A 24868-nucleotide genomic window follows, 5' to 3' on the forward strand; every position below is an offset into this window, starting at 1 on the left:
TCACTTTCCGTGCTGATATGACTAGCCGTCACCGACCGAGCCAGGAGCGGGTTCCGGCTACGAAGCGAGGAGCACGCGCTTGGGCAGGAGGTCCAGGCCGGCCCGGCCGAACATCTGCCGCTTCAGCATCTTGATCCGGTTCACCTGACCGTCCACCGCACCCGAGCTGAACGGCAGACTCAACCCCGCCTCCACCGCCCGAAGATCAGAAACGATCCCGTTCACGAACGACACCAACTCGGGCGGACCGGTGGCCTTCACCTGGTCGATCCAGCTGGTCAGCTGATTGCGGCCGGTACGGGCGGTCATCATCTCGGCGAAGGTTCGGACATGGTTGGCGGTGGTGTCGAGCTCGGGGCAGCGGGCGAGGACGCCCTCGAGCTTGAGGGTCTCTTCCAGGGTGAGGCCCTCGGGGTGGCGGGTGATCCAGGAGGTCACGTCGCGGACCGAGGGCGGTCGGGTGGAGCGGTCCTGCGGCTGGGAACCGGATCGTAGGGGCCTCAGGTAGTCGCGCAGGACGGTCAGGCCGCCGGTGTAACCGGCGGCCCTGATCTCGTCGAAGAGCGTCCTCGCGGTGGTGCGGCCTTCCTGCCACTGCTGGTGGAGGTAGGGCTTGTAGTCGTCCAGAACGCTGGCACGGCCCTGCCACTTGCCGACCACGAGGTCCTCGGGGGCGTCGGCCCGGGCGAACCGGCTCACGGTGCCGCGGGCCAAGCCCAGCCGGCGGCTGATCTCCCGCCGGGACAAACCCTGGTCGAGCAGGGTATGCACGGCCTGATGTCGCTCGTGGGTGCGGTCCGCGTATCGGTGTGCCGCCCGGTCCGCCTTCGCCGTCGTGGTGATCTTCTCCAGTTCGGCGAGGGCGGCTGCGGATTCCTCCCGGGTGGGGACACGGGCGGGTTCACGCAGTCGTGTGGAGTGTCGGGTGACGCAGCGTTCCACGGCTTCCGTGAGGTTGTGGAACAGGTGCCAGCGATCTGCGACTTGGACCGCGTTCGGTGCACCGACGCGGGCGCCTTCTGCGTAGCCGGGGGCACGGTCTCGGCAGATTACCTCGACGCCGGGGTGCTCGGTCAGCCAGCGGGCGAGGGTGGTGGCCTCCCGGTCGGGTAGAAGGTCGACGGGACGACGGGTCTCGACATTGATCAGTACGGCGCCGTAGACGTGGCCCTTGCACAGGGCGAAGTCGTCAACTCCCAGTACTCGTGGTGTCGTTGCCTGCGGATCGGGCATCGCGCGGATCATCCGCAGCAGCGTCGAGCGGCTGATCGTCGAGTTGAGCACGTCGGACAGTCGGGCGCCGGCTCGGCCGGCCAACATCAGTGCCACCGCCTGCAGGACCGTGTGCAGGCGCAGGCTTCGTCGCCCGTGGCGGAAGGTGAATCCGGCGACCTGCTCGACGAATGTCGCCCGGGCACACGCCATGGTGCGGCAGCGAAAGCGCCGGACCTCCAGCTTCACGACCACCCTGCGACCACCGACTGCCGAGTCCGCCAACCGGCGCTGGTACCGGCTGTGGACCCGACGTGACCTGGCGCCGCAGGCCGGGCAAGGCGCCTCGGGCGCACACGCGCGGGCCGCGACGGTCACGCTGTCGCCGTCGATCTCGATGTTCGCTATCTCCAGGTCGCCCAGGCCTGGGAACAGGACTTCCTTGGCATCCACGTCGTTCACGGCCATGGATCATCACGAACGTGGTACCGGCCAAGTCGGAGAACGTCGAAATGGATCACAAGCGTTGGTGTCGTTCGTGAACGGGATCGTTTCTGATCTTCGGGCGGTGGAGGCGGGGTTGAGTCTGCCGTTCAGCTCGGGTGCGGTGGAGGGTCAGGTGAACCGGATCAAGATGCTGAAGCGGCAGATGTTCGGCCGGGCCGGCCTGGACCTCCTGCGCAAGCGCGTGCTCCTCGCTTCGTAGCCGGAACCCGCTCCTGGCTCGGTCGGTGACGGCTAGTCATATCAGCACGGAAAGTGATCCAGAACCAATTTTCACCCGTTGCCGACACCCCGGAAATGTTCGGCGCCGTGCGTCCGCCTGCGGGTGGCCTATACGGTCAGGCCTTCGTTGCGTCTGCCCAGCCCGCCGTAGTTGACCGACAGGTTGTTCGACGCCGTGGCGAGGGGCTTCGTGTGCGGCCGGGGTTCGCGGTCGTGAGGCGGCGGTAGACCTCGACGGCTTCCGTCGTGATCCATTCGTCGAGCAACTCCTGCAACTGCGGCACAGTCCAACACGCCTCGCTCGCCACGCCCCGCCTGCGCCTGGTCACGTTCGAGCCGGTGTACCCGGCCACGTGCACGGATTCGGGGTCCACGAACATGCGGGAGTCCCGACGTGGACCCGCGCGAGCATGGGGTGTTGCCTTCCGGCCCTTCGGGGCAGCCGCGGTGTCCCGTTTGATTCTGTTGCCGATCGTGCTCGGCCCGGCCGGCGCCCACGGCAGAACCGACTGTCTGTTCGACCTGGCCGCGAGCCGGTGATGTTTGTCGGCCCGGGTGTACGAGGTGGCATGAAGATGGCCTGGACACTGCGGGGTAGTAGCTGTCGCACAGGCCCCGGGTCGACCGGTGCACGGCGCGCGACGGCAAGCACGGATAACGGGGCCTCGGGCCCGGGCGAGAAAGAGAGAAGCACCTCGGCCGGTACGAAAGACGCAGAAGGAGATGTCGGCGTCGTCGGGAGCCCGAACAGAGGCCCCGACCTGCCTGTTCGGGCGTCCGGCGGGCCGGGGGCACCTCACCCCCGGCCGCACCGCCCACGCACCCTCGAACGCACCGGTGGGCCCACGGGCGCGGTCACCGGGGCCGGCGCACGATGGCCTGCAGGTCGCCGTCGGCCCGGGACGATCCGGGCGGCGGGGCGCTACGGCGGGCGACCATCCGGCTTCGACGTCTCAGCCGAACGCACAGTCCATGCCCCCGCAGGCCTCGATGCCCACGCTGTCTTCGTGTAGTCGCGTGGTCTCGGTTGTCACGGTGCGCGCGTCGGTGTGCTCCCAACTCCGGTCCACCGCGTCGCGGACGTCCTGGTCCTCGTCTGGTGTCAGATACCGCGACAACACCGCGGCGCAATGTGCCCCGAGGCGCTTGCGCGGGTGCCGAGGGCCGCACCGGCCGACCAGGAATTCTCCCCCTCTGATGGCACACATGGTGAGGAACACGCCCACCGCGAGAACCGCGTACAGGTATGCCCAGTCGGGGACGACCAGCACCGCCCACGTGATCGTGCAGGCCCAGACGATTGCCGTGGTCACGCGCGTGGCGGTCGTGGTCACGGCCTTGGCACGCCGTTCGATCACATCCAGCTCGGGGGCGACCCGGGGAACGTCCCGATGATCGAGGTCGTGCGCGAGGTCGCGCAGTCGCACCCGACCCAGCGCCGCGCGCCTGCGGACGGCGTCGAGGATCCGAGCGCTGTACGGGTCGGGGGCCTGGTCGGGCGAGGTGTCGGTCGCGGTCACCAGACCGTCCCGGGAGATGTGCACCAGTCCGCGCCGGTGCAATACTCGGGCGCCCGCGCAGACGAAGCCCCGCGCGCCCTGGGCCTCGCACGCCGCCTGCCAGAGCGTGATCTCGCCGCGCTTCGCCCGCGCGACCACGGCATTGCCCGGCCTCAGAACCCACCAGCGCGCGATGCCCAGCGACAGACACACCACGACGAACGCACCCACACCGGCGACCAACGTCCACAACGCCGCCATCGCCGTCGTCGCTGTCATGATCGCTCCCGTCCGCAGGCGCGTAATCACTCCACCGACGACGATCCCGGTCCCCGCCCCGACGCGCAAGGGGGAGGCACCCTTCGATCGCTCGCGAGACGAGACGGCCGGCACCGTCCGCCGCCCGAGCCGGGGGCCCCGACGGCCCGACGTCACACACGCGGAGGAAACATGATCGTATCGCCGCGGGAACCCGCAAATCATCCGGTGTGATTCCGGGGGCGGTGGTTGGTGTGTGGGTGGTGGTGTGGGCTGGGGTGGGTGTTGCAGGTGGCGTGAGAACGTTTCGGCGCCGTCTGGGTTGGGGTGCGGTCATTGTCACTCTCTGCCATGACGTGTCTGCGACGGTTCGCCGGGGCTCCAGGAGGCGGCCGGTGTCGCGCCACGGTGTGGCGGCAGCGCCCAGCAGCCCTCGGATCGTCGCCGAGCCGGGCGGTTTGGCCTGCACTCCGAAGTCCAAGCCGGCTACCTCGAAGTCGTCGACCGGTGGGAGGACAATGCCCTGCTCGGCGTGCCGTGACATTGGCCGTGCGCCCCGCGACCTGCGGGCGCCGGCTGGGTCACCGCGTCGTCCGGTCAGCGCATCAGCGTTGGACCGTGTCGTGGATGGTGCGCTTCTGCGGCCTACGGATCATGTCTGCCCCGGACCCAAACGAGCGGACGGGGAGGTAGTTCAGCGGTTGGACGTAGGTGGGCTTGGCCCACTCCTCCGTGTCGGAGACACTCTCGAAGTCGTTGTACGCCTGCATCCCGGAGTCGTGTTCGTGTTCGGGGCGTTCGAGGTACAGGCGCGCGGCAACGACCCATCCGGTGTCCTTGGAGTGGTCGGATTGCTGGATCTTGACCGAGCCGATCCGAGTCAGTTCGTCTTCAAGGAGTAGGTGTTGTCGTCGGTCGGGAGTTCGCAGCTTTCACCCGTGTGATTCGGGCCGCTGAACAAGGTCACCGTCGCGGGCTTGTCGTACATGAGGCCGGTCCTCCGTCTCGTGCGGGCCCGTCACTCGCCGACCTCAAACTCCGTTTCCGGGCGCGGGCGGGGGATTGGTGTTGCGCGCGGGAGTGGGCGTCGGTGCTTGCCGCGGGGGTGAGCGGGACGGGGCGCTGGGGGTGTTGGCGCCGTTCGCCGACACTAGTTGGTGGGTGGCGGTGGAGACGGTCGCGGAGCACCTGGCCGGGTGGGGGCGCACGGCCGAGGCGATCGCCCTGGTCCGCCCGGCGGCGGAGCGCGGCGAGGGGCCCGCGATCAAGCGGCTGGCGGCGCTGTCGGCCGGCGAAGGCCGGATCGACGAGGCGATCGCGGTGCTGGCCCCGCGCACCGCGGACATGTTCCGCGCCTGGGAGTTGGTCGACCTGACCGCCGGATGTGGCCGTGACGACACGGTGTTGCGCCTGCTGCCCGCGGTGCCCGCCGAGCCGTCGTTCGGGGAGTTCCCCCGTGTCGTGGGTCTGCCCGCCGAGGTGTTGGAGCGCCAAGGCCGCGTCGACGAGGCCCTGGCCCTGTTGGCCACTCGAGTCCACCACCCAAACGGGTCGGTCAACCTGGTCGAGCAGTACGCCGACATCCTCGCGCGCCACGACCGGGAAGCGGAGCTGCGGGACTTCGCCGACGGGGCCGGCGGAGTGCACGCGGCGTCGCGTCTGGCCCTCCACCTGGAGGAACGGGGCCGCGTGGACGACACCGTCGACGCCCTGCGACCGTTCGTCGCCACTGGCGGCCTGAATCCCGCGCTGGGCACGGCGGAGATACTGTTCCGACACGGCCGCGTCGACGAGGCGGTCGAGCTGTTGCGCCCGGCGCCGGGGTTGGAGTATTACGAGGCATGGGCTCTGCAGTCGCTGTTCATCCTGCTGATCGAACGCGGGCGGGCCGAGGAGGCTCTGGCCATGGTCGACGGGTTGGCCCCGGTCGCCGATATGTCGGTCGAACTATTCGGCCTGCATGTCTGGTTGCTCTCCGAGCTGGGCCGTGCCGACCGGGCCATCGCCGAAGTGCGCGCGAGTCCGGACGCCGACACCTCGAACATGAGGGGCCATCCGGTCGACCTCCTGACGCTCACCGGGCGCCTCGACGAGGCCATCGAGATCCTCACACCGAGCACGAGGGAGTGGGACGTCGCCACCCTGGCTTCGTTGCTGATCCGTGTGGGACGGGTCAAGGAGGCGGTCGCCACCTGGCACGACCGTGACATCACTCCCGTGTCGACTTCCTGGGGCGCGTGGTGAGGCTGCCGTGATTCCGGGTGGTGGTCGGTGTGTGTGGATCCCCCCGGGCAACACCGTGTTCACCAGTGCATGCCGATTGCGGTGAGCAACTGCTCCCGCTGCTCTGGCAGCGCTTCACCCGTCTCACCTGACGTGTACCGAGCCATGCCGGCCTACGTTGACCAGCACTTCGACCGGATACCCCGCCGCGGTGGTAGCGCCGAGGTACGGTGAGACGTCATACGGAGCATGGAGGGCACCATGCGGGCGGCAGCGCCAACAGACCCAAGACCTGCCAAACCCCGTCCTGCTATGGGACCTCCTCCAAGCCCGGCGGAAAGCCTTCCGAGGCCGGGGATCAGGGGGCACGCGTGACCGGTTGGGTGCTGGCTTGGGACGGCAGTCCGAGCAACCTCGATGCGACCAAACACGGTGTCGGCTCGCGATTCCGATGGTCGATGGGGCGGAACTTCTCCCCGGCCGAGGCGCCGCAACCGGATGAGCCGTACCTTCTGTGGCGCGCCGACTACCGTGCCAAAACACAGATCGTGGTCTCGCAAGGCGTGGTCGTACGCGGGCAGTACACGCTGCAGGGCACGCGCTTCCTGCACCTACGGGTCGAACAGGCCGTGCCGGTCACCGTGCCGCGTACGGTTCTGCACGCCGACGACGTGCTGACCGACAAGGGCTCCTTTGTCGACTGCGGCATCTTCGACAGCAAGCGCAGGAACCGGGGGAAGAACCCGTACCGACTCAGTGACCGGGAGTGGCACTCCCTCGCCGCGATCGTCGCCCGCTATGCGGCACCGACCGGCGGTATGCCCTGAGGAGTACCTCCCGCGCATCCCCGGCTCCCGTGTTCGGCGCCCTCGTGCCGGCCGTCACCGGTACGCGCGCCGGCCGCGACGCGAGCGACGGCAGATGGTTCACGTCGTCGTGACCACACCCAACGCAGACGCGGTCAGTCTTCCAGTCCTTGCATCGGGTGGGGGTGAAGGAGGCGCTCGAACGTGGGTGTTGCTGCGCGAGGTGATGTCCGTACAGCGTCGGAACGTGTGATCGATAGCGTTGCGTCGCGATGTTGCCGTGGCCTGACGAGGTGAGGAAGCTGTGAGCGATGACGTCCTGTCGATCATTCCGAGTGATCCGCGGTGGCAGCCGGACCGTGATGGGGTCGATCGCGTCATGGCGCTGGTCGAGGACCTGACAATCGGGGTTGCCGACGGTGTGGGCGTGGAGATCGACGTGATCCGGCACGACGTGGTCACTGCCGTCGACTGTGGGGGAACCTGGAGAGGCTCGGTTGCCCGTTGTGCCGGGCGGCCATCGACACCGAGTGGTGGGGCGACCTCCTCGAGGCCCACCGCGACGACGGGTTCACCACGCTCGCGGTCGAGGTCCCGTGTTGTGGGGGTTCGACCACTCTGGATGTGCTCGATTACGACTGGCCGTGTGGTTTCGCCCGTTTCGAGATCGCAATCTGGAACCCCGAACGCCTCTGGTTCGGCGAGGACGAGTTGACGGCACTCGGGGAGCGACTGGGCCATCCGGTGAAGCAGATCCGGGCCCACATCTGAACGTCCGCTGTTCAGCCGGTTCCTCGATGATGTTGCCGCTGGGTACCCGGGAGCCTCGGCTCGCCGTCGGATGCGACGCGTTTCTCGAATGCGGGGGCGATCGCGAACGGGTTTGCGCAGGGCGGGCATTGCGCCGTTCCGAAGAGGTACGGCAGGCCGCGGGCGAGCGAGATCTGCCCGTCGCGGGTCGCGATCGAGAGCAGGCGTGCGCCCAGTGGGGACAACTCGCCTGCCGCGGCCGGCCGCAGGGGGCGGCGGTCGATGTCTCCCCGATGCCGGTCCCGGATCGCGGAGTGGTCTCCGTAACGGCCCACGGAGATGGTGACGTCGGCGCCGCAGTGGGGGCAGTGGACGGCGAGGAACGTGTCGGTGAGGTCGTCGAGCGCCCAGGCCCAGGCGAGGTGCCCCTCGAGCGCGAGCATGCCGCACAGCAGCGAGATGTAGTGCGCCCGGTGTGCGTGGTCGGCGAGGTGCGCGTCCGCGAGGGTCGCCATCCCCGCGATCCGGAAGGCGTGCGCCTCGAGGGCCGCGTCGTATTCTTCGCGGTACCGGCGTCCCTTCGCGACGATGTCGCCGGCGAGGGACAGCGCCGCGTCGCGGTCGGGCGGACTCCCGCCGACGGCGACCTCCCACAACAGCGGCAACGCGGCGAAGCTCGCGGGGCACACCCTCCCGTCCCGGCACAGCCTGCCGTGCAGGTCGCGCCAGGTCCGTTTCCGGTTCTGCGGGGTGAGACTCGCGAACAGGACCGGTATGTCGTCCGCCGGGCCTTCGAAGTGATGGAGCAGCGACCAATCCGTCATGGGACCGCATTCAACCAGCCATTCCGGACGCCGCCGCGACCCGAAGACGGGCATCCCGATGGCCGCATTCGAGGATCCGAGCGACCACACACGGGGCGCCACCCCGGGCCGTGCGTGGGCGCGAGCGCCGGGGCCGCGGGGATCCCCACGCGCGAAGTCCCCGCGCAAGAAGGGGACTTCGCGCGTTGGTGTGGCCGTGGTCGCCGGACGCATGGCGGCAACGGGCATGTGGTGTCAGGCGTCCTGCAGTTCGATGTCCGCGGGTTCCACGACGATCCGATCGTCGATGCTCAGCGTGAGTGTTTCGTGCCGGGTGTGGCTCTCGGGCTCGTCGGTGTTCGCCAGGAATTCGACGCGGGCGCGATCGCGCGAAGTTGTCCGGCTCGGCGAACTTCCACGGCGTTGTGTCGAGCCCGTCGCGACACGACGCCGTGCCGACGGTCTGTGGACCACCCACCGCGGTGCGCCGTTCGCTCGGTGCGGCCAGCGGCGTCCACGTGCACCGCGGGCCCGGTATCCGGCGTGTGTCGCGCCTCGCGTGCGTGGCGACGGCCGGGGTGAGCGCGGTCGGTTGAGTACGTGGACGCGCTCGGTTGAGTACGTCGCCCCTGTGGGTGTGCCCTTTCGCCCCGGGAGGGTGGGTGCATGACGACGAGGGCGGTGGGGCGGCGCGATGCGGTGGGCGGGATGCGGGCGTCGGGGGCGGGCGCCGGGGGTCGTGGCGTGGTGGTGGCGTCGTCGCTGGTGTTGTTGTGGGCGGCGACCGGGGTGTTGATGTTGGTTCTGCCGCTGGGGGCGATGGCGAGCGATCCGTGTGGTTCGGCGGCGGATGGTCTGATCTGCATGGCGAGGGGTCGGGCGTTGTGTTGGCAGATCCCGTGGTTCGGCGGGCCGGTCCTGGCCGTCGTCGGGACGGTGGCGATCCTCGCCCGTGTGCGGGCCGTGCGCTGCGGCGCGGTCCTCGCGTGGGCCGTCGGCCTGGTCGCGATGGTGGTCGCGGTGGGGGAGATCGCGAACTCCTACCGTCCGCGGTAGCCGACGGTCGCCGCCGAGACGAGAGGACCACGGGCGGCCGACGTTTCGCGCACGCCCGCCCTCGGGGGTTCGGTTGATTTCGATGCGCACGGCGCGATCCGGGCTGCGATCCCGCACCGATGGCGGTGGATGATCCCCTCGACCATCGACCGCGCATCCGGGAACTTCCCGCCCGGAGGTCCCGTCGGCTTCGGGAGCATCCCTTCGATCAACGACCACCGGGCATCCGAGAGCAACCGAAACCGCGACACGGGACCGAAGTTCCGGCCGGAACGCTCGACCCTTGCCGAACACGCCCCGGGGATCCGGCCGACGGCTTCGGGTCAGGTCCGCTTGCGGCTCGCGATCTCGTCGGAGAGTTGCTGCACGTGGGCGGGGTCCGCGTCCCGGGCGAGGCAGACGTAGTGGTCCATGACGGCCGGCCGGTAGCGCACGGGCAACGTCCGTCCCGGGGCGAGTCGGGTGAGCTCGGTGATCGTGAGGTCCTCGTCCGCGATACCGCGGAACGAGATGCCGTCGGCGGTCTCCACGTCGAACATCAGGACCACGCGTGGATTGCTGTTGACCTCCCGCCAGTCGACGAGAACGCCGAGCGCAAGCGCCCCCGTACGCAGTTCCGCATTGCGCTTGCGTGCATCACCGCTCAGGAGCGGGTTCGGGGCGACGCCCGGGAAGTCGGGCCCGACGCCGAGCGATTCCCGACTCAGGTCGGGCCTGAGCTGCGCCATCGGATCGTCGAGCTTCTTCTTCGAACCGAACATCCTGGCCCCTCCCTCACACCGGTGCCGGAATCTCGGCCCGGCGCTTCGCCCTCACCGCGATTGTACGTCGCGGCCATTCCCGACCTTCGTCGCGTCGGCCCGTCCCGACGGGGTCGCCGTCTGCGGTCGCGGACGGGCTCGGTCGGTGCACCTGTCTGTCCGCCCGACCCCTGCATATTTGTCAGACACGCCCTGGCTGGGTGACGAGGGGTAGGGGTTCGGAGAGTCTTCGCGGAGTCCGGCCGCGAGGAGCAGACCGTGGACGACGTCGTGGTGGGGGAGGTCGAGGCCGAACGCGCTCTCGGCCGTGCGCAGTTCGCATCCCCGCGCCTGGGTGCCGTCGTCGGGTGGGTGGCCGTCGGGGCCGAGGAGCCCGGCGGCGATCATGTGCGGGAGGAGCCGGTCGGGGTCCGTTCCGAAGCGGTGCCCGGGGGCGTATGCCTCGAAGCCGCACACGATCTCGCCGTCCCGGGCGTGGATCAGGTACGCGACGGGATTGCAGTCGCCGTAGACCAGTACCGCCTCGGTGTGCCGGTCGAGACCGCGGCCAGGACACCGTCCTTGAATCCCCGACCTCCCGCGGTCTCCACGGCGTGGGCCCATCCGCGCGAGGTGCCGGCCCGGATGGTCTCGACCCCGGTGTCGAAGTAGGTCTCGGTGGCGTCGACGAGCCCCATCGGCGAGGCTGTCGCCGGATCGCACCCCAGACGGGTCAGCAGCTCCAACGGCTCCAGGCCCCGGGCGAACGTGACGCAGCGGTCGGACTCGAACTCGCGGGCCTCGCGCAGCCACGCGATGCCGTCCCCAGTGCTCATGCCCCCACCCTAGGACCGGCGTGCGACGTCGGAACCCCTGCGGGCGGGGAACGTGTCGCGTGCCCCGGTCGTGAACGACCGGTCCGCGCCGACTCTGTCGTAGCCGGTGAGGACGCCGTCCTCGACCACCCACATCTTGGCGGTCCGTCCTCCGTCCGGGAAGCATCCCCGTCGATGGCCGGTGTCCGCGGCGATGGCGTCGCGCCTCGGCGGGTGTCGCGCCCTGGAAGGTGGGAGACCCCGGGCGTCCGTCGTGGAGCCGGATGTGGGTCCGCGCATCGAGCCTCCACCGATCCTCACACCGATGCCCAAGGAGCGACAACGCGGCGTTCGTGCTCTGTTCCCGGCCAAGGGCCGCCGACGTCGCCGCGGTGGTCGCACGGTGGTTGCGAGGATCGATCCGACCGGCGCCGAGCGTGCCGGTGTCGCCCGTACCCGACCCACGGGAGTTTCGATGCTGCCCGATCACCGTCCTCACACGACCGAGGCCCTGCTGCCGCACCTGCTCGGGCGGTTGAACCTGCCCGGCGACTTTCCCGTCGCCGATCTCGACGTCCGCGGCGTGTGCGACGTCGCCACGCTCGCCGCGGCCCACTCCTCCTCCTACGCCGCCGGCGCGCATCTGTTGACCCTGTGGGCGGTCCTTCCCGAACCGGGCGGCCCCGACGACTTCTGGGCGCGGTTGTGGAAGACGTCCGACAGCGCCTACCTGTTGCCGGCCAACGTCAAGGGCCAGGTCCTGCGCGCGCTCGCCGGCGACGGCGACGGGCCGGCCGGACAGATCCTGTCCTTTCTCTCCGGGATCGCCGGCGACCGCCGCGTCGCCACCGCGCGTGTCGTGGGGCAGGCACTGGTCGACGCCCTCGACCGCGGTGGCTTCGAAGCCGCGATCCTGGGCGAGGCGTGGTTGCGCGACGTCGAACTCGCTGCCTGGCGCGTCCTGCTCGCCGCCCGACCCGACGACGACCCGGCCGACCGCGGACGCTTCCGGCAGGCGTGGCGCGACGCCTGAACCCGCGCCCGCCGGCGCGGGAGCCCTACACATCCCGACGTCGGGGCGTTCGGCTACGCCGCGAGACGTCGGCGTTCGTGCGGTGGGGGGTTGTTCGGCGTGGGATGTTCGGGATCGGTCTTGCGAGGGCGGGTCGGTGCGGTGGTGCGGTGGCGGGGTCCTTCGGATCGATGGGCTGCGCCAGGCGACGGCCGTGGTGGGCGCCCCACTGCTCGACGCGGCAGGTCCGGCGGCCGGCGCCGAGCCGCGGCTCCCGGCGATCCGAACGGCCCCGGTGGTTGTCCGGTCAGACTCGTTCGGGTACCGCGTCTCCTGCCTCCGCGGGCCACGGCCGCACGTACAACACGCCCGAGGAGGTGGGCAGGTCGGCGCCGGGCGGCAGGTGTGCCGGCAGCCGCCGCTGCAACTCCTGTCCGGGGGCCAGGCGAAGACACAACCGTGTCGGGCCTCCCGACGCGATGGCCTCGCGCAGCTCGTCGAGGTTGATCAGCCCCTCGACCACGCACGTCTCCGCGCAGGGCCCCAGGGGGGTTGCCATCCCTCGAAGTCGTACGCGAACGCCTGCCGGACCACCGCGACCTGGAACCGCCCCGGCGCGGTCAATCGCTCCAGGGCCCCCGCGGCCGGGTGCAGACCCTTGATCGTGAGGACGTCCCCGTTGCCCACCGTCACGGCTTCGCCGTCGAGCAGACGCAGGGCGTCACGGACGTTGCGGACATCGAGACCGGTCATCCGCGCCGGGACGGGAAACGACGCCGTGGTGCGTTCCTGGACGGAGTGCGGGGTCTCCACGGCGCTCGCCCACACGCGGTAGTCGTCGTCCTGGAGGTCGTCGGTGAGCACGACGTCGAGAAAGCGGGTGTGCCCGTCGACCGGCATGCCCAGGCGAAGCGTGTCTGCGGCCCGGGCCGCGGCGAGCAGCCGCACCATCGGCAGGGCCGCTCCCGCAAGCATCGCCCCCTCCCGCTGGGTCACGTCGAGCGTCCACCCGCGTTCGTCCACCCGCAGCCGCGTCGACCACAGCCCGGTGAGGTCCTCGCCGTGGTACGTCGCGCCCAGCCGGCCCTGCGCGCGCTCGTCGAAGCGCACCGGCACCGAACGCACGGGAATACCCGATCCACCCAGCAGACTCAACGTCGCACACAACGCCGGGCGCAAAGGAACCCGATGCGCCGACAACGTCAACCGATCGGGCCGGTCCACGGTCTGGGACAACCCCAACTCTGCCGGTGCCCGCACACGCCACCGACGCAGGTGCTCCTCGCCCAACCGCACGTCCCCGCCGTACGTCAGCGCCTCCTCCAACTCCCGCCGCGCCGCGTCGCCCACCGCTCCGCGTTCGAACACCACCTCCCCCGACAAGACGATCGGCGGCACCTCGACCGCCCCGCCACCGCGCTTCGCCGATATCGTGGTCACCGTGGCCGACCCGGTCCGCGAGACGGACACGTCGTAGTGGACGGATATCTCACGCGCGCGGCGCTCCAACGCCTGGTACCGCTCCACCAGATCCGGGATACCGCGATGCATCACGGCGTGCTCCGCGTTGAGTTCCGCCATCCGATCCGCCAGATAGCCGTCCGGCTCCTGGACGGCGTGTACCAGATCGGTGTGTCTCGACAGTTCCTCGTCCAGCCGGTCGCGGTGCCACATCTCCCGCACGAACGGGAAATCACCACGCAGACCGTCGAACCAGTCCCACTCGCCGTTCGTGGGCAGAACGGGGACCAGCAGATCCCACACGTCGGGTTGGTGCTGCGCGGCCGTGATCAGGGAATCCTTGACCTGGCGACGGCGATCCTTGCAAAGTCGCTGGTCGAAGCCGCGGGCAAAGAGACATGATGGGCCCGTTCCGTTCCGGGCGACGCGAGGAGAGCACCGTGATGGCCGTGCCGTCGTTGACCACCGAGGAGCGTCGCGCCGCGCTCGACAAGGCCGCCGCCGCGCGGCGCGAACGGGCCCGGGTGAAGGAAGCACTCAAGCGCGGTGGACTGTCGCCGCGCGAGGTGTTGGACGCCGACTCCGATGCCGTGCGCAAGATGCCGGTCCGCGCCCTCCTCGAATCGCTCCCCGACATCGGCACGGCGCGGGCCCGACGGCTTCTTGCGGAGTTGGAGATCTCCGAGAGCCGCCGGGTACGCGGTCTGGGCGTTCGGCAACGCGAGCGTCTCCTGGAACGGTTCGCCCCACTGGACTGACCGGTCGGGAATTCACGTGACACCGGCGACTCCGACCCCGTGAGATCGTGCCCGCCCGCTCCGGCGGTCGCCGGACCGCAGTGGAGTCGACCGGTGACGAATTGGGCGAAACGCTGCCGACGGCCCGATCGGGTGAGCATACTGTTTCGCAGCGGCTCGACGGTTGGGGGAACCGACATGGCTGGTGTGCTGTACGGGTTGGTGGTCCTGGTGCTCGGTGGCGCGGCCTTCGGCGCTTGGGTGCTGAGCCGCACGCATCGGCGGGTCCGGTCGGAGGACCAGCGCTGGCGGCAGGCGGACGCGGTCGCCGTCGGTCTGCGGACGCTCGACGAGGTCGATGCGATGACCGGCGCGCAGTTCGAGGAACTGGTCGCCGGGCTGTGCCGCCGGGACGGGTTCACCGAGGTACGCCGGGTCGGCGGTGCCGGCGACAACGGAGCGGACGTGCTGTGCCGCTTTCCCGACGGCCGTACAGCGGTGATCCAGTGCAAGCGCTACACCACCAAGAGCCGGATCCCCCCGCGAGAAATGCGTGATCTGTTGGGCGCGAAGGCGCACTTCGGGGCCGACGTCGCGGTCTTCGTGACCACCACCGGGTTCACCAAACAGTCAACCGAGTTCGCTGTCGCCAACGGCATCCTGGCCATCCACCGCGACTTCTTCGGCCTGTGGAACAAGGGCACCCCGCTCGAATCGATCGCCGGCCTCAACGGCTTTGGCCAGGGCCCCACCCGCAAACCCCGCCCCAAGCCCCCGACCACGCACTGACGCCCACCGTTGTACGCCTCGAGCGGTGCGGCCGCCTCCGTCGACGAGGAATTGATGGTGCTGGCGCACCGGGAGAGCGACGCCATGAAAGCCGTCGGCCAAGTTGACCCGGGTTCCCTGATGTCGAAGGCGAACCGGATCCCGGCCATCGCGGACGCAGGCTTCAAACTCCGATCGGCGGAGTTCGGAAGGTGGTGTTGGTCAGCTCGAGACGCCCGGCCAACAGGACGACGCCGATGGCTGGCAAGTCACGCGGCCCCGGTTTTGGTCGGCTACGCCTTGCGGCGGGTTCCCCGTGCGACCGCCTTCTCGGCCGATTCGCTCACGTCGTCGGATTTCGGGCGGTATGACAGAGCGGGTGCGTTGGACGACGATCGGGGAGGGGCGGGGTGGAAGGTGTGCGCGCGGTTGTGTTCGTGCTGCTGGGCGGTGTGGCCTTCGTGGTGTGGAGGCGGAGCAGGTATCCCGGGGGGGTGGGCTTTCGTTTTCGGCGCGCGTCATGCGGGCGATCGGGAGGATCTGGCCAGGGCGCGGCGGGAGTTGCGTGGGGTGGAGAAGAAGTCCGGCAAGCTGGAGGCGGCCGCACGGGAGCGAGTCGATGCGGAGAGCGCCGAGTACGACCGACGGGTGGACGCGCTGAAGCGGGCGGTCGAGGATCTCCGCGATCCGGGCTTGGGCGTGCGGCTGACGGGGCGGGTCGGTGAACTTGTCTTGCACGAGCACGCGGTGGTCTCGTCGGACGCGGGGACAATTCCGCTCGCCGGCCTTCAGGCCCGTTTCGCGTCGGCCGGCAGACCCATTCGATCTACCTGACTCGGCCCGACGGCAGGATGCACAGGGCGAAGTACCCCCATCGTCCCGTGCCGGCGGCGACGGACGAGGCAGAGAGCGTGCAGTTCTTCGACGAGGACCGGGTACGGGACTTCGCGGTGGAGATCCAGAATGCCGTGGCGGACGAGAACGACTTCCGATCCCACCTGCCCGCGTGGCTCGAACAGAGACAGGAAGAGTTGGCCGAGGCTCGGCAGGACACCACTTCCCTGGACGCGGCCCGTCGGCGTCTGTCCCAGGTCCTGGCCCGTCAGAGCCGCGACCCCCGCCGAAAGGAGGCCCTCGACGAGCTGAGCGGAGCGTGTGACCGGTGGCAGGAGCTCACAGGGCGCCGACCGTCGAAGTGAGGCTGCGGCGCAGGTTCTCCACCACGGGGAACTGTCCCGACACACAGCTGCCCGTGGTGGTTGCCCAACCGGCAGCGCTGTGGGACCAGATGCCGCAGGAAGCGCAAGCGCGCATCAATGCCTGGCTTTGTTCACATGTTGCGTTTCTCGTGAACATCCGCAGCTGGTCGCCTGGAGCGAATGCTGCTGAATCTGGTGAACAAACGCTGTCGCTGGACGTGGACAAAGCCAAATGCCACACAGGCGGATCGTCTCGAAATGACAAAGCACTGAGCCGAGTCCCCGATAGTCCCCCCGCTGCGCCGCCACCATCCTCGGGCTGGCGGACTGGCCTGAACCCGTTCCCCATGGGTTGCCGCGATGCCGGGGGCGGTCTGGAAGGCTTGCTCCCGGGGCCTCGGGCTTCAGCCAGGTCGAATTCGACAACCTCTGCGCCACTGGCTGCCGGGCCCGCTTTCGATGGCGACACCCCCCGCCGCGCCTGACGGGGCTCCGGACCGAGCATCGACAACTCGTTCCCCCGGCCCACCGGCTTGGCCTGACCGGGCCTGTTGTGCTCTGGCAGGTTCGTGGTGGTGGGGGGTGTGGGTCGGATGGTTCTGGTTGACTGGGTGGTGGAGGAGGAGATCATGACCGCTGAGCATGCCGAGTGGGGCGACGAGCCGCTGATTCCGATGCCGCCGTTGAAGATCCGGGCGCTTCGGGAGGCGGTGGCCGTGTTGAGTCCGACCTTTCTGCCGGAGTTCCAGCAGGAGGAGGACGAGGCGCTGGACTGGGTTGCCGAGAACCTCCAGCCGAACGCGGTGCGTCTGTTCCTGCGCAAGTGGGCCGTGTTCGTGGCGATCGAGCGCCGCCCCGCCCTCGCGCGGCGTCTGCGCGAGTTGGAGCGTGTCGTGGCGCGGTCGCACGATCCCGAGGAGATCCGGGACGCGGGTACCGAGATCGCTCGCCTGCGCGCCGAGGCGCACCGCGAGATCGCCGGTGAGTGACTGGTCCTGGGATTGGCTGCCCAGCCTGGAAGAGGTCGCCGCGGGTCTGCCGTCCGAGGTGCTGTCCGCCGTCGAGAAGGCGGCCGCGGACCTGGCCACGGTCAACTCCATGGTCTATCTCGACGGTGTCGACTTCCAGGGCACCGGCCCGGGCATTCGCACCCACAGCGACCCGGCCCGTAATCTCCTCTTCGAATACCTCACCGTCCCCCGCCGGGAATGTATCTACAACACCCAGGTCACCTGGCTCGGACCCTGACACCGCCTCCTGTCGTCGTAGCTGGTGGGTCTTGTGCTGTTGTCCGGGTGGATTCTCATTGGGTTGTCCGATGGGTGTGTCGGCTTCCGGTCGGGATGTGCCTTTGTTTGTGGGGGAGTTGCCGGTGGTGTGTCGTTCGGTGGGTGGGACGGCTTGTGAGGATCGGCCGGTCGTGGGGTGGGATTGCCCCTGGTCTTCGGGGTGGGACCTGCACCGGGTAGGGTCCCTGCTGGTTGTCGCGGCGGGGTGTGGGGGTTGCGCGGTGGTGTCGGGTGGGGATGACGTCGCGTTGCGCGGGCCCGCGGTTCGTCGGTTGTTGGTGTTGGAGTCGACCGGTGAGTTGACGCCGGGGCATGTGCGGATGGTCGCGCAGGCATTGGGTGTCGGTGAGCGGAGCGTCCGGCGGTGGCTGGCGGTCGCGCGTGAACAGGGCCGGTACGTCCCCGCGCGGAGAGCGCGGTTCGCGGTCACCGACGAGCTTCGGCGCCAGCTGGCGTATCACCGGGGCAATGCCGCTGCGTTGCACCGTGAGTTGGTCGGGCGCGCTGCCGGGTGGCTATGACGTCTTGAGTTGGCCCCGGCGGTCCCGCCGGGGCCAACTCAAGACGTCATAGCCAGGGCCGGGCGCCGAGGAGGCGCTTGGCCGGGCGGAGATCCGGTCCCAAGGCATCGAGGCATACGAGACCCGTACGTCCGACGGCGATCTTGGCGTCCTCGGGCGGTCCGGGAACGACTCGACGGTGCACGGGCGTTCGCGAGAACACCGAGGACCCGGAGGTGGGGGATCCGAGCGGGACGGTCGGCGAGGCCGCGACCCGGGGTCGCGACCTCGCCTGGGCGTCAACGGTTGTGGTGTCAGCCCTGGTTGCGGATCAGGGCGTTCAGACCCTCGATGACTTCCCGGTTGCCGGCGAGGGTGAAGAGTTCTTCGGCGGTGAGGGGTTGGGCGCGATTGGGCCCCTGGGCGGGAATGTCCTCGGAGACCAGGTATCGAGCCTTCCCCTCGGGAGTCAGCATGCTGATCCACACGAACGTGATGCCGCTCCTCGGGTCGGTGTGGCGAGCGGCGACGGCCTTGGTGCCGTCGGGCAGTGTGCGCCGGTCGCATGCGTCGCCGGGGCCGTCCGGGCCGCCCGGCAGGCCGGGCGGCAGGCCGCACAGGCCGAGTTGCCCGGGCTCGCCGTAGAACTGGCGTACCGCTTGATCGGCGGCGCCGAGCCGCAGCGTGCGCCCGTCCCGCAGCGTCAACACGTACCAGGGACCGAGGTCCTCCCGGTCGTTTTCGACGGTTCCGACCGCGTCGGGGAGACGGCGGTCGAGGATCTCCCGCAGTCGTTCCTGGGCGGCGTCCGCCACCGCGGCGAGCTCGGAGTCCCTCGCGGACGCGGAGGCGACGGGCCCGGGCGTCACACGGCTCGCCGCCGCGGGTCCTGCGGTTCGCTCGGCGGGCTCGTGCAGCCACGCCGGGAGCATGACGATCCCGGTGACGAGGCCGGCGACGGCCAGCGCGCCGATACCGGTGACCACGCGGCGCCGGCGGCGGATGGCGTGTCCGCGACTGCGGGCCGGGGTACGGAAATCGGGAAGCGGGGGTTCGTCCGTCAGGTCGGGCAGCGCACGGTTGAAAACGTCTCGCAGTTCGGCTTCGGTGAGCATGGGCTCGTCATCTCCTCGTGCCGGCACATCGGTCCTGTTCGAGCGGTCTTCGGAATACGCGTCACGCGTTCGCGGTCTCATGTCGGCGTCAGGGACGCGGCAGTTCGGCGAGTTCGTCACCGAGGAGGGCTCGCAGCCGGACAAGGCCACGTGCGGTCCCCGAGCGCACCGCGCTCGGGGACCGGCCCACCAGTGCGGCGGTCTGCTCGATGCTCTGGTCCTCCCAGAACCGCAGTACCAAGAGCGCCCGGTAGCCCGGTGACACCTGTGCGAGCGCGGCCATCAGCGCCACGCGCACGTCCGGGTCACCGTCGCGGACCGTGGGCATGTCCGGGAAGTTCGCGATCGGCGCCTCGTCGTTCGACTTCTTGCGCGTGGTGTCGATGTACGCCCGGATCAGGACCTTGCGGGCGTACTCGCCCCGCGCACCGGGCTCGCGAATGCGTTTCCAGCGTATGTAGACGCTGGTCAACGTCGTCTGCACCAGATCCTCGGCGGCGTGCCAGTCACCGCACAGCAGGTACGCGGTCCTGCGTAACGCCGCCCCGCGCGCGACGACGAACGCGTCGAAGTCGGCCTCGTCGTTCGTTCTCATTCCTGCTCCGGCCCTCCTGTGAGATCTGCCGGTGTCACAAAGAAGGACGGAGCCACGCCCGTCGAACGCTGCGTCGCATCCGGATGGGAACCAGGGACACGCCGAGACGATGGTGCTTGTGTGGCACCTCGAACGCGGTCACGGGCGGGGACGGCGGTGCTTGTGTGGCACTTTTCGATCGGCGGGCCGACTGTCGGGGGAGGGGGTGGCGGGATGGGCGTGACCTTCGGTCCGCGCGATGTCGCCCTGGCCGGAACGTACTTCGACCATCGTGTGCTTCGCGGGCCCGGTCCCTGGACGCTCGGTGCCGACCCCATCCTTCGCGTCCCCGCTCCGGCTCCGGGCAGTGTGCCGTGGGCCTGGGTCGCGGGGCGACCCCAGGAGGATGTCTTCGTTCGTGTGGTGCGCGCCACGCAGGACAACTCCGACCGGATCGCGGCCCTCGGCGACCTCTACCGGGACCTCCTGCACGACCCCGCTCCGGCGGTGCCGCTCGACGTCGTCCAACAGGCGTGGAAGGACATCTACGACCAGCGGCTCCCGGGGACGGGCTGGCTCGACCGCCTGCAGGCGCTGCTGGGAACTGCGACTTCCCACCGAGCGCGAACCTGGCGCGGACGGCTGCGTGAACTCGGCGCGCGCAGCGTCGACTTGGTCGCGAACGTCGGCCGCCGCCTGGGCTTGGGCCGAGTCGACGCACGAGCTCTCGCGCGCCCGGACGTCGCCCCTGCACCGGCTCGTCGTCGGCCTGCGCACCGGGGACCGCCTCGATCGTTCCCGATGCCGCGTACGCGTGTACCCGCGCACCCCGCTGCTGGGAGCCGCGACCTCGACCGCCCCACCCGCGCCCGTCGCGCGGTTGGTGACTTCTCTGGGGGTTCGAGCTGTTGCCCTGGCGCACGTACCTCAGGGTTGATACAGCTCGGCTCTGGTCCGCATGAAGATAGCCAGTGCAACAGGTGTGGCGCCATCACCGGATTGGGTGAGACTTCCGAGACCAGCGGCACAGCCTCGACGTCCCCGGCGAAAGTGACTACCTGCGAAGCACTTTCGTAGCGAATGCGAATTCACGGAGGACAGATTTCGGTCGGCAGGTCGCCCGGGAGGCTGCCGCGTTCGTCGTCGGTGAGGCCACGTCCCAGGACGGTGCACAGGTGCCGCCTCCACAGGGCCGGGTCGAAGCGGACCAGGCGTAGGACGCCTCCCGGCACGGGGCTGAGGAGCACTGCCTTGCCGTCCTTGGTGGCCGCCAAAAAGCGCTGGTTCTCCGCGAATTCGTACCTTTGTAGGTACCCAGGATCGTCCGCCTTCAGAAAGCGCACGGAACTGCCGGTGGCCAGGAAGAACCCGGAGCTCCCGATGTCGCCCACCAGATCCAGGTCCGGGTTCAACGGCCCGAATGGGCCCGCCTCCCTCTTCGCCGGCTTCCCGGGCCGGGTCGACCACAGCTCCACCATGTCGCTCCTGGTGAACACGGCCACGTGGCGACGGTCGCTCAAGGGGAAGGCCTCGGTGAGGCCGTCGACGAGGTGCACACGAAGGCCCTCGTTCTCCTTGCCCGTTCGCAAGTCGATGGTGTGCATGTCAGGTTCGCCCTGCACGACGACCACCACGTACCCCGGCTCGGGGCGGCGTGTGACGACGTAGTTCGGCCGGTCCTCGGTGGTGAGTCGAAGGTTCTCAAGGTCGATCGGCGACGAGAGGGGGTGGCCGTCGCGGGCATCCCAGTACTCGACGTGCGTGCCGGAGACCGTGAGGAGCCGATCCCCATCGAGGAAGAGAAAGTCCAGTAGCTCCGGCTTTCCGTCCTGGTCGGTGGGGGGCTCCGCGGTGGTGAACTCGGCCACCCGGCGCAGCGTGGGGAGGGCGCGGACGGTGATCCGGTTGCGGTCCGACACGTCCGCCACCAGAGTCTGGGCTCGGTTGACCGCGAGTTCCTGCCGCTTGTCCGGGGGAATGCGTGCTTCGTTCGCGACTTCGACGAGGGTGCGTTGCTCGCGCTCGGTCTCCGAGACTCTCAGGCTCGCGCCGTCGCGGCCCACGCGCATCACCATCGTGCTGCCGTCGCCGAGGAGCGTCGGAGGGGTGTAAGTAGTGCTGTCGTCCGCGTTCGCCAACTTCCACCCGGTCACCGAGTTCGCGTGTTGGATGACCAGGACGGGCTCGCGCGGAGTCCCGAGGAGCGTCAGATACGCCTCCGTGCTCGTGGGGCCCGAGGAACTGAGGAAAGGCTGCGGCCGACTGTCACCGCGTGTTTCGACAAGGTCCCACTTGTCAGGCGAATCGGTGGCCAGCGCGAAGTGTTCGCCCTTCGCGTCGACGACGAAGTTGCCGCAAAGTCGGTCCGTTTCGTGGCGGCGCAGGACTCGTCCGTCCACTACGCCGATGGCCTCGTAGTGCGCCTGGGACAGGTCGGTGCTCTGCTTGCAGACGACGGTCAGGCTGCCGTCCCCGGACACTGCGACATGTGCACTGTTGATGTCATCTGCCAGTTCGTGCATTGTGGCGGTGCCGATGTCGATCGTCACCATCGCGGTCCTTCCCTGACCCGTCTCGTGGATGGCCAGCAAGGTGTTCCGGTCGGGGCCGAACCACATCTCCCCGAAGTGGGCGACGTCGGTCGGCAGTGTCCGCTGCCGTCCCGTGTCCAGGTCCCACACCTGGGCCGGCAGTGTCGTCGACATCGCCGATACCCCGGCCAGTCGTTGGGCGTCCGGGGAGAAGTCCAGGATCTTCATGCCACCGGATATTCGGATACCTACGGAGGGTTCTTGGAGTGATCCCTGGAGTGGGTGCGCCGACCCCACCAGTTGCTTCCCAAAGGGCGTGACGTCGTGCCAGATCACCACTCCGTCCCGGTCGCGGACATAGGCGATCCGTCGTCCGTCCCGGCTGACCACGGGGGACAGGACGGGGTAGGCGAGGCGGAGCGGCTGTTGTCGGACCCTGCCCTCGACGGAGCGGACGAACAGGGTCGCGTGGCGTTCCTTGGTCACCACGAGCGTCACCGCGCCGTCGGTGCTCATGGCCGTCGACAGGATCTTCCCCTCACCGCCGGACAGGATCCACGCCGCGTCCCTCAGCTCTTCGTAGCGCCGCAGCAGGGCGTTGCGGGCTTCCTGGGTCGGTGCGGTCTTGTACGCGGCGAGGGCGGCGAGGGCGGCCTGCCCGGGGTTGCTCTTCGTGAATTCGTCCGATTGCACCGCGAGTGTGCGCGAGCGTCCCTCGACCTGTCGTCGCGCGCTGACCTGTGACTGCTGGGCGAGGAAGGTGCCCAGACCGGCGATCAGCGCGAGGACCAGGGCGACCGTGATCCACGCGACGTGAGCCCGGATCCGTCGGGCCCGTCGGCGTCGGCGGGCACGGTCGAGGAAGTCGCTTTGATCGCGGGCGAGTTCCGTGCCGCGCCCGCGCAGCCTGGCTTCCAGTGCGGCGAGTTGGAGTGGGCCGGGCAGCAGGTCGGCGGGGCGGTCCGCGAGCCGCCACCGTTCCAGGTCGTGTTGCACCTCCGCCCGCGCGGCGATGAAGTCGGCGTCTGCCCGGGCCAGTTCCGCCAGCGTCGGCCATACCCTGATCAGCGCCTCGTGGGCCAGTTCCGCGCTTTCGGGCTGGCCGTCGCCGCCGTAGAGGACCAACAGGCGGTGGCCGGCCAGCGCCCGCGCGAGGTGCCAGGCGTTCTCCCCGGCCTCCTCGCGGGTCAGGGCGCGCCGCAGCGGGGCCTCGCCGCCCGGCAGCACCCGCACCAGACCGGTCAACAGCCTCCACGCCTCCGCTTCGCCCGCGGGTGTGACGCATTCGCGCCATGCCTGGTCGGCGTGGCGGCGCAGCGCGCCGGACACCCCGCCGATGTCCTCGTAGGTCGCGGCCCGCATCCTGCCCGCGTTCCGTCGTTCCCACAGTTGCTCCAGGACGAAGCCCAGGAGTGGCAGGATGCCGGGCTCGCTGCCTGCGTCGTCCAGGATGCGCCGGACCAGCCCGGGGTCGTACTCGACGGCCGGAACGCGGGCGAGCGGTTCGGTGATCACGGTGTGCAGTTGGTCCCGGGTCATGGGGGTGAGCGGGAGCGTCGCCCCGCGCTTGAGGGCGGGGCCCAGGAGCGGGTGGCTCAGGGCGGAGTCCATGAAGTCGGCACGCAGGGTCACCAGGACCCGCAGGCCGGCCGGCGGGTGTATGGGGAACAGCAGCGCGAGGATCTCGGCGAGCTCGGGCTCCGGGACGTTCAGCAGCGCTTCGGCCTGGTCGAGTACGACCAGCAGCCCTGCCGGCGACCGCCCGGTGGCCCGGTGGAAGGCATCCACGAGCCCCAACTCGCGCAACCAGTCGTCCACCCGGTCGGCGGTGTCCACCCGGGCGGCGGGCCCGGGCCCACCCGACCTCGCCGTCTCGAACAACTCCGTCGCGAGCGCCGCCCGCGCGGACCCGACACGGCCGGCGTCGACCACCAGCACCGCGTGGTCGGCTCGTCGCATGGCGGGCACCACGCCGGCGAGCGCGAGCGAGGACTTTCCACATCCGGAGGGCCCGTAGACCGTGACACTCGGCTGCCCGCCCCGCAGGGCGTCGACCACCCCGTCCACATCCTCGGTGCGGCCGAAGAACACCTCGGCGTCGGTCTCCCGGAAGGTGGCGAGTCCGCGGAAGGGAGCCGCCGGGCGCAGTACGGGGGCCAGTTCGGGGATCTCTCGCAGCAGTGCCCGGGTGCGCAGGACGAACGCCTGCTGAGCCTCGCGTGCCGGCTGGGCGGCCACCATGAGGCCGACCGCAGCGCCGAGGTGGTCGTCCCAGACGGGGCTTCCGCTGAAGCCGGGTTTGACGTGTACGGCCTGTCCGTTGGTGCGGGAGAGTTGGACCCAGCCGCGGCCGGTGGGCCCGCGGAATCTTCCCTGGTGCCAGATGCCGTCGGGGTGGTCGTCGGTGAAGCCGACGGCGCGTGCCTGATGGTCCCATACGCTCTCGGCATCGGCCATCGGCAGTGGGAGCGCGCCGGGGAGGGGGTCGCGTAATCGCAACAGGGCCACGTCCCCGCTCTGGTCCGCCCGGATGGGCACCCACTGCCGTACGTCGGCCGTGGCCGTGGGGATTTCGCCCGTGCCGTCGGCCAGCGGCAGGTCGACGGTGACCTCGGCGCCGATCCCCACTGGCGTGTCGCGGGGCAGGTCGAGCACGTCGGACACCACATGGGCGCAGGTGAGGACCAGGGTCGGGGCGACGAGGAAGCCGGCGCCGCCGATCGTGCCGTCCCGGCCCCTGATCCGCACGACTGCGGACACGAGTACCGACTCCGGTCCTCGAGTGTCGCCCTCG

The 24868-nt window shown here is 69.8% G+C and carries 24 protein-coding genes; 12 read left to right on the top strand and 12 right to left on the bottom strand.

What is annotated here, in order from left to right; genetic code table 11:
* Positions 1-57 precede the first annotated feature (57 nt).
* Positions 58-1674: an ISL3 family transposase gene (locus OG948_RS57355; RefSeq protein WP_331773009.1), complete on the bottom strand. Its 1617-nt coding sequence runs from the start codon at positions 1672-1674 to the stop codon at positions 58-60.
* Positions 1675-1750: 76 nt separating this feature from the next.
* Between OG948_RS57355 and OG948_RS57360 the strand changes: the two genes are divergently transcribed.
* Positions 1751-1918, top strand: coding sequence for a hypothetical protein (locus tag OG948_RS57360; protein WP_406300957.1), 168 nt, complete (start codon positions 1751-1753; stop codon positions 1916-1918).
* Positions 1919-2891: 973 nt separating this feature from the next.
* Here OG948_RS57360 and OG948_RS57365 read toward each other — a convergent pair.
* Together OG948_RS57365 and OG948_RS57370 are read right to left on the bottom strand one after the other, a co-directional pair.
* Positions 2892-3716 carry a hypothetical protein gene (locus OG948_RS57365; RefSeq protein WP_331773010.1) on the bottom strand — a complete coding sequence of 275 codons (825 nt, stop codon included), beginning with the start codon at positions 3714-3716 and terminating at the stop codon, positions 2892-2894.
* Between the two features lie 584 nt (positions 3717-4300).
* On the bottom strand, positions 4301-4465 hold the full coding sequence (locus OG948_RS57370) for a hypothetical protein (protein WP_331773011.1): 165 nt from the start codon (positions 4463-4465) through the stop codon (positions 4301-4303).
* Between the two features lie 358 nt (positions 4466-4823).
* On the opposite strand from OG948_RS57370, the gene OG948_RS57375 reads away from it, so the two are divergent.
* The 3 genes from OG948_RS57375 (at position 4824) to OG948_RS57385 (ending at position 7495) form a co-directional block, all read left to right on the top strand.
* Positions 4824-5939: a hypothetical protein gene (locus OG948_RS57375; protein ID WP_331773012.1), complete on the top strand. Its 1116-nt coding sequence runs from the start codon at positions 4824-4826 to the stop codon at positions 5937-5939.
* 350 nt (positions 5940-6289) lie between these two features.
* On the top strand, positions 6290-6745 hold the full coding sequence (locus OG948_RS57380) for a hypothetical protein (protein ID WP_331773013.1): 456 nt from the start codon (positions 6290-6292) through the stop codon (positions 6743-6745).
* A gap of 483 nt (positions 6746-7228) precedes the next feature.
* Positions 7229-7495, top strand: a complete 267-nt coding sequence (locus OG948_RS57385) for a hypothetical protein (RefSeq protein WP_331773014.1) — start codon at positions 7229-7231, stop codon at positions 7493-7495.
* An 11-nt stretch (positions 7496-7506) separates the two neighbouring features.
* Here OG948_RS57385 and OG948_RS57390 read toward each other — a convergent pair whose 3' ends face one another.
* Entirely contained in the window at positions 7507-8298 is a 792-nt protein-coding gene (locus OG948_RS57390; protein ID WP_331773015.1) for a hypothetical protein, read from the bottom strand.
* Positions 8299-8943: 645 nt separating this feature from the next.
* On the opposite strand from OG948_RS57390, the gene OG948_RS57395 reads away from it, so the two are divergent.
* Entirely contained in the window at positions 8944-9333 is a 390-nt protein-coding gene (locus OG948_RS57395) for a hypothetical protein (protein ID WP_331773016.1), read from the top strand.
* A 323-nt stretch (positions 9334-9656) separates the two neighbouring features.
* Here the strand turns inward: OG948_RS57395 and OG948_RS57400 are convergent, their stop codons facing one another.
* The 3 genes from OG948_RS57400 to OG948_RS57410 are packed head-to-tail and all read right to left on the bottom strand — an operon-like array spanning position 9657 to position 10909.
* Positions 9657-10094 (bottom strand): hypothetical protein, encoded by a 438-nt coding sequence (locus OG948_RS57400; protein ID WP_331773017.1) that lies wholly within the window; start codon positions 10092-10094, stop codon positions 9657-9659.
* A gap of 51 nt (positions 10095-10145) precedes the next feature.
* On the bottom strand, positions 10146-10661 hold the full coding sequence (locus tag OG948_RS57405; RefSeq protein ID WP_406300934.1) for a DUF6461 domain-containing protein: 516 nt from the start codon (positions 10659-10661) through the stop codon (positions 10146-10148).
* Entirely contained in the window at positions 10574-10909 is a 336-nt protein-coding gene (locus tag OG948_RS57410) for a hypothetical protein (protein WP_331773018.1), read from the bottom strand. Before OG948_RS57410 ends, OG948_RS57405 begins: the two co-directional genes overlap by 88 nt.
* Before the next feature lie 454 nt (positions 10910-11363).
* Between OG948_RS57410 and OG948_RS57415 the strand changes: the two genes are divergently transcribed.
* Positions 11364-11921: a hypothetical protein gene (locus OG948_RS57415; RefSeq protein ID WP_331773019.1), complete on the top strand. Its 558-nt coding sequence runs from the start codon at positions 11364-11366 to the stop codon at positions 11919-11921.
* Between the two features lie 286 nt (positions 11922-12207).
* On the opposite strand, the gene OG948_RS57420 is transcribed toward OG948_RS57415, so the two are convergent.
* Together OG948_RS57420 and OG948_RS57425 are read right to left on the bottom strand one after the other, a co-directional pair.
* Positions 12208-12423: a hypothetical protein gene (locus tag OG948_RS57420; RefSeq protein ID WP_331773020.1), complete on the bottom strand. Its 216-nt coding sequence runs from the start codon at positions 12421-12423 to the stop codon at positions 12208-12210.
* Entirely contained in the window at positions 12408-13664 is a 1257-nt protein-coding gene (locus tag OG948_RS57425) for a hypothetical protein (RefSeq protein ID WP_331773021.1), read from the bottom strand. Before OG948_RS57425 ends, OG948_RS57420 begins: the two co-directional genes overlap by 16 nt.
* Positions 13665-13762: 98 nt before the next feature.
* Between OG948_RS57425 and mihF the strand changes: the two genes are divergently transcribed.
* From mihF to OG948_RS57455, 6 genes are all read left to right on the top strand, one after another.
* Positions 13763-14119, top strand: a complete 357-nt coding sequence (mihF, locus tag OG948_RS57430) for an integration host factor, actinobacterial type (RefSeq protein WP_406300817.1) — start codon at positions 13763-13765, stop codon at positions 14117-14119.
* A 177-nt stretch (positions 14120-14296) separates the two neighbouring features.
* On the top strand, positions 14297-14887 hold the full coding sequence (locus OG948_RS57435) for a restriction endonuclease (RefSeq protein WP_331773022.1): 591 nt from the start codon (positions 14297-14299) through the stop codon (positions 14885-14887).
* 549 nt (positions 14888-15436) lie between these two features.
* A complete protein-coding gene (locus OG948_RS57440; RefSeq protein WP_331773023.1) occupies positions 15437-15700 on the top strand; it encodes a hypothetical protein in 264 nt (87 codons plus the stop codon).
* Between the two features lie 47 nt (positions 15701-15747).
* Complete coding sequence (locus tag OG948_RS57445) at positions 15748-16065, top strand: hypothetical protein (protein ID WP_406300818.1); 318 nt, start codon at positions 15748-15750, stop codon at positions 16063-16065.
* A gap of 629 nt (positions 16066-16694) precedes the next feature.
* Entirely contained in the window at positions 16695-17054 is a 360-nt protein-coding gene (locus OG948_RS57450) for a hypothetical protein (RefSeq protein WP_331773025.1), read from the top strand.
* Complete coding sequence (locus tag OG948_RS57455; RefSeq protein ID WP_331773026.1) at positions 17047-17313, top strand: hypothetical protein; 267 nt, start codon at positions 17047-17049, stop codon at positions 17311-17313. The genes OG948_RS57450 and OG948_RS57455 overlap by 8 nt, the downstream gene beginning before the upstream one ends.
* 855 nt (positions 17314-18168) lie before the next feature.
* Here the strand turns inward: OG948_RS57455 and OG948_RS57460 are convergent.
* The 3 genes from OG948_RS57460 to OG948_RS57470 form a co-directional block, all read right to left on the bottom strand.
* A complete protein-coding gene (locus tag OG948_RS57460; RefSeq protein WP_331773027.1) occupies positions 18169-18969 on the bottom strand; it encodes a hypothetical protein in 801 nt (266 codons plus the stop codon).
* An 88-nt stretch (positions 18970-19057) separates the two neighbouring features.
* On the bottom strand, positions 19058-19564 hold the full coding sequence (locus tag OG948_RS57465) for a SigE family RNA polymerase sigma factor (protein WP_331773028.1): 507 nt from the start codon (positions 19562-19564) through the stop codon (positions 19058-19060).
* Positions 19565-20631: 1067 nt separating this feature from the next.
* Entirely contained in the window at positions 20632-24834 is a 4203-nt protein-coding gene (locus OG948_RS57470; RefSeq protein WP_331773029.1) for a trypsin-like peptidase domain-containing protein, read from the bottom strand.
* Between the last annotated feature and the right edge of the window lie 34 nt (positions 24835-24868).

The organism is Embleya sp. NBC_00888 (genome assembly GCF_045207655.1).
Taxonomy (GTDB): Bacteria; Actinomycetota; Actinomycetes; order Streptomycetales; family Streptomycetaceae; genus Embleya.